The organism is Pseudomonas sp. TE3728, assembly GCF_056279145.1.
On the sequence record NZ_JBWBQT010000001.1, the window covers coordinates 4,914,734 to 4,927,629 of the forward strand.

The 12,896-nt window shown below is 60.3% G+C and carries 10 protein-coding genes; 6 read left to right on the forward strand and 4 right to left on the reverse strand.

The features are described 5' to 3' along the window. Positions 1-210 precede the first annotated feature (210 nt). The gene (locus ACZ89R_RS21460) at positions 211-2,160 is read right to left on the reverse strand and encodes a methyl-accepting chemotaxis protein (RefSeq protein ID WP_476241476.1); all 1,950 of its coding nucleotides are present in this window, start codon (positions 2,158-2,160) and stop codon (positions 211-213) included. A gap of 48 nt (positions 2,161-2,208) precedes the next feature. Further along, entirely contained in the window at positions 2,209-3,879 is a 1,671-nt protein-coding gene (gene gcbA / locus ACZ89R_RS21465; RefSeq protein WP_401175428.1) for a diguanylate cyclase GcbA, read from the reverse strand. Between the two features lie 289 nt (positions 3,880-4,168). Between gcbA and ACZ89R_RS21470 the strand changes: the two genes are divergently transcribed. From ACZ89R_RS21470 to ACZ89R_RS21495, 6 genes are all read left to right on the forward strand, one after another. Continuing rightward, positions 4,169-5,236 (forward strand): DUF2333 family protein, encoded by a 1,068-nt coding sequence (locus tag ACZ89R_RS21470; RefSeq protein ID WP_008011254.1) that lies wholly within the window; start codon positions 4,169-4,171, stop codon positions 5,234-5,236. Between the two features lie 3 nt (positions 5,237-5,239). Beyond that, positions 5,240-5,809: an NUDIX hydrolase gene (locus tag ACZ89R_RS21475; RefSeq protein WP_429544654.1), complete on the forward strand. Its 570-nt coding sequence runs from the start codon at positions 5,240-5,242 to the stop codon at positions 5,807-5,809. A gap of 314 nt (positions 5,810-6,123) precedes the next feature. Further along, positions 6,124-6,495 (forward strand): translation initiation factor Sui1, encoded by a 372-nt coding sequence (locus ACZ89R_RS21480; protein WP_007907444.1) that lies wholly within the window; start codon positions 6,124-6,126, stop codon positions 6,493-6,495. Positions 6,496-6,712: 217 nt separating this feature from the next. After that, entirely contained in the window at positions 6,713-8,626 is a 1,914-nt protein-coding gene (gene speA, locus ACZ89R_RS21485; protein ID WP_192345844.1) for an arginine decarboxylase, read from the forward strand. Positions 8,627-8,859: 233 nt separating this feature from the next. Then, positions 8,860-10,185, forward strand: coding sequence for a type VI secretion system Vgr family protein (locus ACZ89R_RS21490; RefSeq protein ID WP_429544653.1), 1,326 nt, complete (start codon positions 8,860-8,862; stop codon positions 10,183-10,185). After that, a complete protein-coding gene (locus ACZ89R_RS21495) occupies positions 10,182-10,979 on the forward strand; it encodes a DUF4123 domain-containing protein (protein WP_429544652.1) in 798 nt (265 codons plus the stop codon). Before ACZ89R_RS21490 ends, ACZ89R_RS21495 begins: the two co-directional genes overlap by 4 nt. 19 nt (positions 10,980-10,998) lie before the next feature. On the opposite strand, the gene ACZ89R_RS21500 is transcribed toward ACZ89R_RS21495, so the two are convergent. Both ACZ89R_RS21500 and ACZ89R_RS21505 read right to left on the reverse strand, forming a co-directional pair. Next, positions 10,999-12,339 (reverse strand): MATE family efflux transporter, encoded by a 1,341-nt coding sequence (locus ACZ89R_RS21500; protein WP_429544651.1) that lies wholly within the window; start codon positions 12,337-12,339, stop codon positions 10,999-11,001. Positions 12,340-12,501: 162 nt separating this feature from the next. Beyond that, positions 12,502-12,795, reverse strand: a complete 294-nt coding sequence (locus ACZ89R_RS21505; RefSeq protein ID WP_063341672.1) for a hypothetical protein — start codon at positions 12,793-12,795, stop codon at positions 12,502-12,504. Between the last annotated feature and the right edge of the window lie 101 nt (positions 12,796-12,896).

Sequence of the window (12,896 nt, forward strand, 5' to 3'; positions counted from 1 at the left end):
GCTGCGTTCGGCTGCGCAGCAGTCGTGAATTCGGCTGAGGCGGTCTGCCTGACGTTCCGCGACTGCTTCGCAGCCGAACGCAGGCTTCGCCAGCTGCTACAAAGAGTGTGTCGCGGCTGAAAATGGCATTAGTCATACCTGGCTCCTTTTTCGATCCATTCCTGATCCGCAGGATCATCACCAAAAGTAGCCTCGTTCCACCAGCTTTTTCTAAACCCGAAATGCCTGTACCGCCGTATGCAGCTGTCCACCCAGCGCCAGTAAATGTTCGCCTTGGCTGCGCCCCTCGCCGATGCGCAGCAAGTTATCCCCGCCCAATTGGTGAATCCGCTCACTGTGATCGCGGATTTCGCTGACAGCGCCGCTCTGCTGGGCAGTGACATCGGCGATGCGCACGGCGGTGTCGGCAATGGTCTGGATCGCCCCGACGATTTTATCCAGCGCGCCATCGGCCGCCTGGGCCTGATTGGCCGTGGCTTCGGCGTGTTCGACCTGGGCGCGCATGCCTTCGACCGATTGTCGCGCGGCGGTTTGCAGGCCGGCGATCAGCATCTGGATCTCGGCCGTCGCCCCGGCGGTACGTTGCGCCAGCGAGCGAACTTCCTCGGCCACCACCGCAAACCCTCGGCCCATTTCTCCGGCGCGGGCCGCTTCGATGGCGGCGTTCAGGGCCAGCAGGTTGGTCTGGTCGGCAATCGAGCGGATCACCGTCAGCACACCGCCGATGGTCGCCGACTCCTCGGCCAGATGCTCGATCATCTGCGCGTTGCCTTGCACTTCACCCACCAACGCATGCAGCCCTGTGAGGCTCAGGCCGATCACTTTCTGCCCGTGCTCCACCGCCAGTCCGGCATGACGACTGGCATCGGCAGCCTGGCTGGCATCACCGGCGACTTGTTGAATCGTCGCCTCGAGTTCACCCAGAGAGTCGCGGATCAACGCGGTGTCGCCGGCCTGATGCTCGGCGCCACTGTGCAGGTCATTGCTCAATTCGGCCAACGTTCGGCTGCTGCCGGCGACTTGCTCGGCGTTGAGTCGAATGGTGCCGACCAGGTCGACCAGATAGGCGCGCAAGCGATTGAGCGAGGCTTGAATGTCATGCAGTTCGCGGTTGGTCGCGCCCAGTTGAATGTCGCGGCTGAAGTCACCTTCGGCCCAGGTCGACAGCGCCGGAGCGAGGTTGGTCAGGGTTCGGGCCAGGCGTCGCTGCAAAGTATCGATGAGCAATGCGATCAGCAGGATCAGCCCGATCATCACTCCTTGCATCAGCCGTACTTCGCTCTGGATCTGCCCGTGTTGGGCGCGCACCACGGGTTCCAGCCCGGCGATGGACTGCTGCACGGCGGCAATTTTCAAGTGCGTCGCGGTGCTGAGGTCGGCGCGTTTCTGGATCTGTTCGCGAGTGCGCGCCAGTTCCGAGGGGTAGCGGGTGAGCAGGCTGTTGAGTTCCCGCTTGAGGCCGACGCCGGCATCTTCGGCGACGGTTTTCTCGGTGTTATCCAAACCCATCATCGCGGCGAAATCATCGGTGTTCGATTCGGTGCTGGCGGTCACGCCAAGTAGCGGTAAAGCCTCTAGTTGCTCGGCTTGAGTGCGGATGTTAGCGACTTCGCGTTCGACATCGGCGGCCAGTTCGCTGCGACCACTGCTGACCAGTTTGTCTCGAGCCAGGGACAGTTTGCCCAGGTGTTGGGAGGCGACCAGCAAGGGCGTCAAGTACGCCGCATTACCGCTGGCGTATTGGCTGAGCTGATCCAGGCTGGCGCCGAGTTCGCGTTCGGCTTGCAGCAGCAGTGCTTGCGGGTCGCCTGCGAGTTTACCGGCGGCCAGCAGGTCGGTTTTGCTGAATTCAGCCAGGTTCGACAGGCTCGGACGCAAGGTATCGGCCAATGCCGGTGGCAACTCACCGAGTTCCTTTTGCAAGGCGTCGATGGCCTGGCTGGCGCTGCTCAGGCGCAGGGCATCGCCGCTGGCCAGGTAATCCTCGACGTTGCGCGCCACTTCATTTTGAAACTGCTGAGACAGTCCCAGATAACGCTCCATCAATAGATAGGGACGTTCCAGGGCTTTTTGCGACCACCAGAGTGTGGTGCCCAGGGCCACGCACACGGCGACCAGAAGGAGGGTATTGAGATTGGTCAACAGCTTCAGGCGCATCATGGTCTACCAACGGCAGAATGGTAAGTGCCTGAAGTTATTGCGTTTCTGTTACAGAGTTATGACCGAATGGGTCGATTCCGATGAAAAAGTGGCACTTTGCTTTGATTCTCGCGCGGCTTGTACGCGGTTGCGACCGGCGTCCTTGGCGCGGTACAGCGCCTCGTCCGCCTGGCTGGCCATCAGCAGGCTGTCGGAGTCTTCGCGCAGTTCGACGACACCGGCGCTGAACGTGCACCAGAGGTCCTGCGGCTGAGCGGGGTAGTGAATTTCGGCAAAGCGCTGACGGATTTCATCGAGCACCTTGTAGGCCGATTCGATATCAGTGTCGGGCATGACGATGGCGAACTCTTCACCACCGTAGCGGCCAATGAAGTCGGTCTTGCGCAACCGTTGCTTGAGGAATAGCGCCAGGCTCTTGATCACCCGGTCGCCCATGGGATGGCCGTGGCTGTCGTTGACCCGTTTGAAGTGGTCGATGTCGAGCATCGCAAAGCTCAGCGGCTTGCTTTCGCGGCGGGCACGGAATGAACAGTCTTCGAGCAATTGCAGAATGTGGGTGTGGTTGTACAAGCCGGTCAGGCTGTCACGCACCATCCGCGCTTTCAGATTGCGCGCCCGCGCCGCGCGGTTGCGCACCGTGGTGATCAGGTGTCGTGGCTTGATCGGTTTGGTCAGGAAGTCGTCGCCGCCCTCGCTCATGGCGTCGAGCTGTTTGTCCAGATCGTCTTCGGCTGACAGATAAATGATCGGCACGCTGACATAGCGGTCGTTATGCCGGATCACCTTGGCCAGTTCAGTACCGGTGCAGGCCGGCATGTACATGTCGAGGATGATCAGGTCTGGCTGGAAATCCGCCAGTTCGGCCATGGCCTGGATCGGTTCGATCAAGGTTCGTGTGACGATCCCGGCGCTATTGAGCAGGCGTTCGGTGTGCAAGGCCTGGGCGCGGGAGTCGTCGATGATCAGCACTTTATAAGGTTCGTACTGGGCGACGCAGGTCAGGACTTCGATCTTTTCCAGCAGGCTCGAGGCTTCGAGGGTGCCGGTGAGAAATTCCTGGCCGCCGGCACGCACGGCGGCGAGGCGGGTCGGGGTATCGGTTTCGTGCAGGCTGAAAAACAACAGCGGCAAGGGCTGATCGAGACCTTCCTGGGCTTCAGCCGCCAGTTTCAGGCCAATGCCGGCGCCGCTGAAGTCGACGTCCATGACAATCGCCGCCGGCAACCGCTCGACCATCGAGGAGCGGAACGCGGCGACACTGTCGAGGGATTGAGCGCTGAGCCCGAAGAATTCTAGTTGTTTGGCCAGCCGTTCGGCCCGGTCGTGATCTTGCAGCATCACGTAGATCGGCTTGCGCAGCGGCGGCAGAAAGGTGTGTTCGAGCTGATCGCCATGACGCAGGCCGGTGCGGGACAGGCGCTGCATCAGACGATTGAGGTCAGTGATCAGTCCGCTGCTCAGGCGTCCACGGTTGGCATCGACCGCTTCCAGGGACTGGCCGATGTGGCGCGCCAGCTGGGTATGTTCCGGTTGTTCGAAACGTTCGGCAAAGCGCAGCAGGCGCAGATTGGCTTCGCTCAACTCCGACAAGTCGGTGGTGGACCATTCGTTGCGCTGCAGGCGTTGCCATATCTCAAGAATCTGACGTGCCTGATGAATGACCCGCTGGGCAAAGTGGTGCTTGAGGCGCTCACGGCTGGGGTCTTCTGGCTCGGTCATATCCTGACTACTAGTTAGGGTGCATGCTGAGATCGACTGGTGGCTCTATGCTAGCACCTCTTTTCGATTGCATGAGTGTCGTAGGTCAATAATCTGCAAAGCGACTTCATTCAGTTTCTGACCGACTGGTCGCATAGGCTCAGCGCTGTGCTTCATTTATAGTGGCAGCTCGACTGCAGTCATTGTGTGGCTCGCTGTGACGCGCAGGATTTAATGCGCGGCAAATGACGCACGATGGCGTAGGGTTGTGGTCGAACCGATGAACTCAAGTGATTGAAAGGATATCGCCATGCTGGACTGGAAGAACCGCACAGGCAGCGCGCCTGAGCGTGCCGCTGAACCGAAATCGGCCACCCGCAGTTATTTTGGCGGTCTGTTGTTCAGCCGGGCGCTGGCTACTCTGATTGTTCTTTACCTGTTGGTGGCGATCGCGCTGGGCTGGTACTGGAGCCAGGAGCCGGCGCTGTTCCCGGTTCAGCAGAATGCCCAGGTGGCGGCCGAGAAAGAAGGCAAGCAGATGGTGGTCGGGTACACCACGGTGGAAACACTCAAGACCGTTGCCGGTACTTTGCTGACCAAGCCGGGTGGCTATATTTCCAACGACCGTTTCCCGCCGGGCCTGTGGATGGACAACATGCCGAGCTGGGAATATGGCGTGCTGGTCCAGGTCCGCGACCTGAGTCGTGCGCTGCGTAAAGACTTCGCCCGTTCCCAGTCGCAGTCCGCCGAAGACGCCGACCTGGCCAAGGCCGAGCCGCGTTTCAACTTCGACAACAAAAGCTGGGTGCTGCCATCCAGTGAGTCCGAGTACCAGGAGGGCATCAACTCCCTGAGCCGCTATCAGGCACGTCTGTCGGGTCCTGACCAGAAAAGTGCGCTGTTCTATGCCCGCGCCGACAACCTGAACAACTGGCTGGGTGATGTGGGGACCCGTTTGGGTTCGCTGTCGCAACGGCTGTCGGCCAGTGTTGGCCGGGTCAAGCTCAACACCGCGCTGAAAACCGAAGTCCCGGCGCTCGGTCAGGTGCCGCAGGTTGACGAAGAAGTCGTCGAGACCCCGTGGCTGCAGATCGATAACGTGTTCTACGAAGCCCGCGGTCAGGCCTGGGCGCTGTCCCACCTGCTGCGTGCCATCGAAGTCGATTTTGCCGATGTGCTGGCGAAGAAGAACGCCACGGTCAGCGTGCGCCAGATCATTCGTGAGCTGGAAGCTTCGCAAGAGCCAGTCTGGAGTCCGATGATCCTCAACGGCAGCGGCTTCGGTGTGTTGGCCAACCACTCGCTGGTCATGGCCAATTACATCTCCCGGGCCAACGCCGCGGTGATCGATTTGCGTCAACTGCTCAATCAGGGCTGAGTCATGGTCGATAGTTCCGTCGATGACATGCGTGAGGCCGCGCACCGTGCGGCCTCCGATGCCGAACAGATCGCTTGGGTCGACGAGCAGGACAACCTGCTCGGCGCTCTGGTCCGCTCCGAGCTGCGCGAACGCGAGCTGATCGGGCGTGGCACCTACATCATGCTGTTCAATTCCGCCGGTGAGTTGTGCGTACACCGGCGCACATTGAGCAAAGCGATCTACCCCGGTTACTGGGACGTAGCGGCCGGCGGCATGGTGTTGGCCACCGAAACTTACGCCGAATCGGCGGCCCGTGAGCTGGAAGAGGAATTGGGCGTGAGCGGTGTGGAACTAACCGCCCATGATCACTTTTTCTTCGAGGACACCGGCAACCGACTCTGGTGTTCGGCGTTTTCGGCGGTGTGGGATGGTCCGTTGATCCTGCAGCCGGAAGAGGTGCTGGAAGCGCGCTTCATCCCGATCGATCAGGTCATGCTGGAAATCACGCAGAAGCCTTATTGCCCGGACTCTCTGGCAGCTTTACAGCGCTATCTGAGGGCCCGGCAAACCGACGTCGCAAAGAAGGTATAAATTGGCGCCGATTGGCTCTTAGCAATCGGCGTTTTTGCCGTTACACTGCGCGACCTTTTCACGCTGAACCGGTAATGCTTGTTGTAGGAATGTAGGAATGTAGGAGCTGTCGAGTGCAACGAGGCTGCGATCTTTTGATTTTCTTTTGAATCAAGATCAAAAGATCGCAGCCTCGTTGCACTCGACAGCTCCTACGCTCATACACCGATGTATAACGGTCCAGTAGCGCTGCCCCTGCCTGAGTGGGGCTTCGCGGTCGATGGCTCCCTCCCGGGTTGCCGCGACCAGTCTTTGTCCTCCCAAGAGGATTGCCGGTGGCCAAAAAAGCCGCATCCTTCGCCGCCCTTGGTGGCCTGGTATTTTCCACCGACGCAGGTCGTCATTGCCCGGATTGCAGTCAACCGGTGGATGCCTGCATCTGCAAACAAACCGTTATCCCGGCCGGCGACGGCATTGCCCGCGTGCGTCGCGAAAGCAAGGGCCGTGGCGGCAAGACGGTGACCACCATCACCGGTGTGCCGTTGGCCGAAGACGCGCTCAAGGATCTGGCCACTACGTTGAAGAAACGATGCGGGACCGGCGGGGCGTTGAAAGACGGGATCATCGAAATCCAGGGCGATCATGTCGAGCTACTCTTGGCCGAGCTGATCAAACACGGTTTCAAGGCGAAGAAGTCCGGCGGCTAGCAGCCTCTGTGAAAACCACCCGCGGCTTGATCCAGCCCTGTTCATCCTGGTCTGGCGTCGTCTCCATGGTTTTCACAGAGCCTGTTCATGACCGGTTTCTAAACTCACTGCGGTCAGCGAGGTCTACCCCCTCGTTGACGAACCGTCATTTTCATTCTTTAGACTGCGCCGGCCTGAACCCAGGCGACGCTCTATGACTTCTTTATAGGGGACTTCGATGTCCGTACGACGCACACGCAAAGACGATGGCAGCCAATGGACAGTTGCGGACAGCCGCAGTGTTTACGGGATTCGCCATTGGGGGGCCGGGTATTTCGCGATCAATGACGCCGGTCGCGTCGAAGTTCGTCCGAACGGTCCGACCAGTTCGCCTATCGACCTCTTCGAGCAAGTCGACCAGCTGCGCAAAAGCGGTTTGTCGTTGCCGTTGCTGGTGCGTTTCCCTGACATCCTGCAAGACCGCGTGCGTCAGCTGACCGGTGCGTTCGACGCCAATATCGAGCGCCTGGAATACCAGAGCAAGTACACCGCGCTGTACCCGATCAAGGTCAACCAGCAGGAAGCGGTGATCGAAAACATCATCGCCACCCAGGACGTATCGATCGGTCTGGAAGCCGGCTCCAAGCCTGAGTTGCTCGCTGTTCTGGCGTTGGCACCGAAGGGTGGCACCATCGTCTGCAACGGTTACAAGGACCGCGAGTTCATCCGTCTGGCGCTGATGGGCCAGAAGCTCGGTCATAACGTGTTCATCGTGATCGAGAAAGAATCCGAAGTCGGTCTGGTGATCGAAGAAGCAGCGGCGCTAAAGGTCAAGCCGCAGGTCGGCCTGCGCGTGCGTCTGTCGTCCCTGGCGTCGAGCAAGTGGGCAGACACCGGTGGCGAAAAATCCAAGTTCGGCCTGTCGGCGGCGCAACTGCTGTCGGTGGTCGAGCGTTTCCGCGCTGCCGGCCTGGATCAGGGCATTCGCCTGCTGCACTTCCACATGGGTTCGCAGATCGCCAACCTGGCGGACTACCAGCACGGCTTCAAGGAAGCGATCCGTTATTACGGCGAACTGCGCAATCTCGGCCTGCCGGTGGATCACATCGACGTCGGTGGCGGTTTGGGCGTGGACTACGACGGTACGCACTCGCGTAACGCCAGTTCGATCAACTACGACATGGACGATTACGCCGGTGTCGTGGTCGGGATGCTCAAGGAGTTCTGCGACGCGCAGAGCCTGCCGCACCCGAATATCTTCTCTGAAAGCGGCCGCTCCCTGACCGCTCACCACGCCATGCTGGTGGTTCAGGTCACCGACGTCGAGAAACACAATGACGACGTGCCGAAGATCGATAACAAGGACGAGCTGCCGGAAACCGTGCAGTGGCTGGTTGACCTGCTCGGCCCGACCGACATCGAAATGGTCACCGAGACCTACTGGCGCGCCACGCACTACATGAGCGACGTGGCCACGCAATACGCCGATGGCAAGCTGACCCTGGCGCAAAAAGCCCTGGCCGAGCAATGCTACTTCGCCGTTTGCCGTCGCCTGCACAACTCGTTGAAGGCCCGTCAGCGTTCCCACCGTCAGGTGCTCGACGAACTCAACGACAAGCTGGCTGACAAGTACATCTGCAACTTCTCGGTATTCCAGAGCCTGCCGGACACTTGGGCCATCGGCCAGGTCCTGCCGATTTTGCCGTTGCACCGTCTCGACGAAGAGCCGCTGCGCCGTGCGGTGCTGCAAGATCTGACTTGCGACTCCGACGGCAAGATCAAGCAATACGTCGACGAGCAGAGCATCGAGACCAGCCTGCCGGTTCACGGTCTGAACGACGGTGAAGACTACCTGCTGGGTATCTTCCTGGTCGGCGCCTACCAGGAAATTCTCGGCGACATGCATAACCTGTTCGGTGACACCGACTCGGTGAACATCTACCAGAACGCCGATGGCAGCGTGTACCACGCCGGTATCGAAACCCACGACACCATCGAAGACATGCTGCGTTACGTGCACTTGTCGCCGGAAGAGCTGATGACCCACTACCGCGACAAGTGCGCCAGTGCCCGCATCAGCGCCGCCGAGCGCACCCAGTTCCTCGATGCCTTGCGTCTGGGCCTGACCCGCTCGTCTTACCTGTCTTCTTGAGGTAAGGCTCCGTTCTCATCGGGTTGTCTGAAAATTCTCCGTACAGTGCGGAAATTTCAGATGACCTGGTGCGGGGCTTCTCTTTTTTCAAGTGAAATGAACCACAGACCGGGCTATCCAAGCGATGTGGTCTTCTTTTCACGTAGGTCATTTCCTAAGTTGTATTTCGGCACTCTACTCGGCCATGTCTCTCAGCGAGAATCCCCGGCCGCCCCTCCTGTAGAGAATCGCCGATGTTCGATCCAGTCAACGAGCCGTCATTTCGTCTGGATATAGCGGGTCTTCCCGACCCCTTTGAGGTCTTGGCCTTTACCGGTAGTGAAGCCATCAGCGAGCCCTTTGTGTTCGATGTGGATCTGCTGAACGATGACCCGACGCTGGACCTTGCGAGCCTGCTGTATCGTTCGGCCTTTTTGCACTTCGGGCCCCAGGGGCAGGGTATTCACGGGCAGCTGCTTGGCCTCGTTCAGCTTGGCCATGGCGGTGAGCCCGGGCTATGTCGTGTGCGTCTCGGCCCCAGGCTGGCGTGTCTGGGCCAGCGCTTCAATCAGCGAATCTTCAGCCAGCGCTCGGTGCCGGAGATTCTCGCTCAAGTACTCAAGGAGCACGGCATTGCCGGTAAGGGGCGTCGCTTCGACCTGAGCGGCGATTACCCGCCCCGTGATTTCTGCACGCAGTATCGGGAATCAGACCTGCAGTTTCTCCAGCGTCTGTGTGCCCAGGAACGCCTTCATTACCATTTCGAACACTGCGCACGCGCAGGACACTGTCTGGTTTTCGGTGATGGCCTGGGGCAGTTCAGCCGCAGTGAAGAGAGTGTCTTTGAGGGTGAGAACGAACGGCCAGGTGTGCATCAGTTCAAGCTTCACGGCTGCGGGCAGATTGCCGAAGGCCAGACGAATCTGGCGATGCTGCGCAGCGGTCAACTGATGCCGCTGTCCGGCCACCCGTGTGTGGACTGGAATCGTCTCTGGCTACTGACCCATGTCGAGCATCAAGGGGGGCAGGAGCCAGGGTTGCCCTATAGCAATCAACTGCGCGCCGTTGTGCAGGAAGTGCCTTTCGTGGCAGATCATTCGGTCATGAAACCCAGGATGCACAGCCTGCAACGGGCGTGGGTAGTCGAGGTCGATGAGTCTCGATCGGATCTGTCCAGACCGGTCGCGGTGCAGTTTGACTGGCTTTATCAGGGGGAAGGCGCAGCGCCCAGCCACTGCTGGTTGCCGTTGGCTCCCGAGCTGGGAGACGCGGGCAGTCTGCCGTTGTGCGAAGGGACGCAGGTGCTGGTGAGCTTCATCGAAGGCGATCCGGATCAACCTTTGATCAGCGGATTTCTCCCCGGCGCAGCGTCGAGCACAGAGCCAGTCATACCCGACCTGCAATCTGCCTTGATGACCGATGCGAACCTGGCGCTCGACGGCTTGCTGGGCATGCTGCAATCCAGCGACCCCTTGGTGCTCCTGTGCCTGCTGCCCGGCGGCGGCAGTTTCAGTCATTGCGCGCAGTCCTTCTGCACCTGTCGGGCGGCGACGCAGTTTGGCCAGAGCGGTGCGGCATGATCGCCGCTCAGGCGCCCGACTCGACTGCGCAATGGTTGTTGCTCGATGTTCCGGGCGAGCCTCAGGCCGGTGCGAATTTGCGGCAACAGTTTGCTCATGCCCGATGGTTCCGCCTGTTCGAAGGCACTGAGTTTCATCCGTTGCGTGAGTACGGCCCGGTATTGGTCGACCTTCGCGAATGCCCGGCACTGACCGAGTTATGCCAACGTGCGCCACACATCTGGAGCGGATTGCTGCTAGCCAGTGAAGCAACGTCATCGCAGTTGCTGGAGCATTTGCGACGCATGCTCACGGTCACGCTGGGTCTGCATCACCGGGCCTTGTTGAGTTACTACAATCCACACACGGCGAGTTATTTTTTCGATGCCTGCGATGCGCAGGAGTTGAGTCGCTGGCTCGGTCCGATCGATCAGTTGCGCTGGTTCGGTGGCACCTGGGCCGACCGGGCGATAGGCTGTCAGGGCTGGCAGCAGTTGTTCAATCCGCGGCTTGCCGTCCGGCCGCTGGCCATTGAAGAAAACCTCAGCCTGCGTCAGCGAGACACCTTGCAAACCTGCCTGCTGGAACAACACGCCTGGCGCTGGAGCCGATCCACCGACACCGGCTACAACAGCTTGTGGGCTTACTTGCAGGAAGGGCTGGCGCTGGGTTTCAGCGAACGTGCGGTGCTCGATGACTGGTTATGGCTGCGCTTGCAGCATCCCGACGCAGTGGCCGGGCAGCCATTGTCGGGAGCCAGCCAGCAGGAGCGTCTCGATAGCCTGCGCAACCGGTGGCAAAACGATCAACCCTGAACGTGAAGGCCGGCCCTCGTTATCCTTTGAACCAGCTATCGTGCTTGCGCAAGTACCAGGCGAATGCGCCAAGGGTCAGGCTGCGCAGCAACATGAACAACAGGAAGGTTATCCACAACCCATGGTTGCCCAAGCCTTGCAGCGCCCAGGCGAAGGGCAGCAGCAGGATCACCGTCAGCAGCATACCGTTGCGCATTTCCCGGGCGCGGGTGGCGCCGATGAACAGACCGTCGAGCAGGTAGCTCCAGACGGCAATCAGCGGCAGCACCGCGAGGTAAGGCAGGTATAGGAATGCGGTATCGCGCACGCTCTGGATGTCCGTCTGCATCTGGATGAACAGGTGCCCGGCGAACAGAAACAGCAAGGCAAACCCCACACTCGCCAGCAACGACCAACCGCACGCCACCACCAATGACCGACGCAGGGCTTCTCGGTCGCGAGCACCGATGGCGTGTCCGCACAGGGCTTCTACGGCGTGAGCCAGACCGTCCAGCGCGTGGGCGGTCAGCAACAGACCGTTGAGCAGCAACGCGTTGGCGGCAACCGTGGCATCGCCCAGCCGCGCGCCTTGCACGGTGATCAGGAAAAACACTGACTGCAATGCAAGGCTGCGAATGAAGATGTCGCGATTGACCGCCAGCAATGGGCGCCAGCTCTGCCACAACGCCAGCGCTGCCCAGGCGATATGGCCGGGATAGGCGTGCAGAGCCTTGCGGGTCATGAACAGGCCGATCAGCGCGCCGGTCCATTCGGCGATCACCGAGGCCCGGGCCGCGCCGACCACGCCCCACTCCAGGCCGAGTACGAACCAGAGGTTCAACGCGATGTTGACCAGATTGGTGCTCAGCAGAATCGCCAGCGGAGCCCGAGCGTTCTGGGTGCCGAGGAACCAGCCCACCAGCGCGTAGCTGGCCAGCGCCGCCGGCAAGCCAAACAGCCGTGTGTGGAAGAACTCGCGGGTGAGCTGATCCAGCTCCGCCGACGGTTGCATGAAGTGCAACGCGACCCCGCTCAACGGCACGCCCACTGTGCCCAACACGATCGCCAGGCCCATGGCCAACAACAGACCCTGGAGCAAAATCTGCCGCAACGCTGCACCATCTCCGCGCCCGGCAGCCTGGGCGGCGAACCCGGTGGAGCCCATGCGCAGAAAGCCCATGGCCCAGGCAAGAAAGGTATACAGACTGGCGCCCACCGCGACAGCGCCGAGTTGATGGGCATGGGGCAAATGGCCGACGACGGTACTGTCGACCAGCGCTACCAGCGGTACGGAAATGTTCGAGAGAATCATCGGGGCGGCGAGCGCCCAGACTCGACGATGGGTCGGACGGTCGCGCCAGTCGGCAATCAGGTTGGGCATGCAGGCTCCTTGGGGGCGCCTGCATTGTAGCGACACATTCGCAATCTACATCGATCCATTGTGGGAGCGAGCCTGCTCGCGATAGCGGACTGACAGTCGACTTGGATGTTGAATGTGCCGGCGTTATCGCGAGCAGGCTCGCTCCCACAGGGGATGGTGGTGTTAATGAACAATCCAGCTCAGCAACCACAATCCCAGCAGCAACCAGATAATCCCCATGATGATCGACGCGTTCATGAAGGCGCGGATCGCTGCCCACAGCAACATCAGCCCGATGATCAGCGTGATGATGCTGATGATCGAAGTGTCCATGCCCAGCGCCTGGGCCAACCCTTCGACAAAATTGCTGCCGGCGTTGCTCAACAGGTTGAACAGACCACTGAGGGCATCGATGATGAACCGGATGGCCGAACCGATTATCTGGCCGAGCCATTCGAAAAAGCTTTCTACCTGCATGTGTACGTCCTGATGGAGTGGTGGCGTGGTTGCCGGATCCGACCGTTGGGCTATTGATCGTGTTACCGAGTTCCCGTAGGAGCTGCCGAAGGCTGCGATCT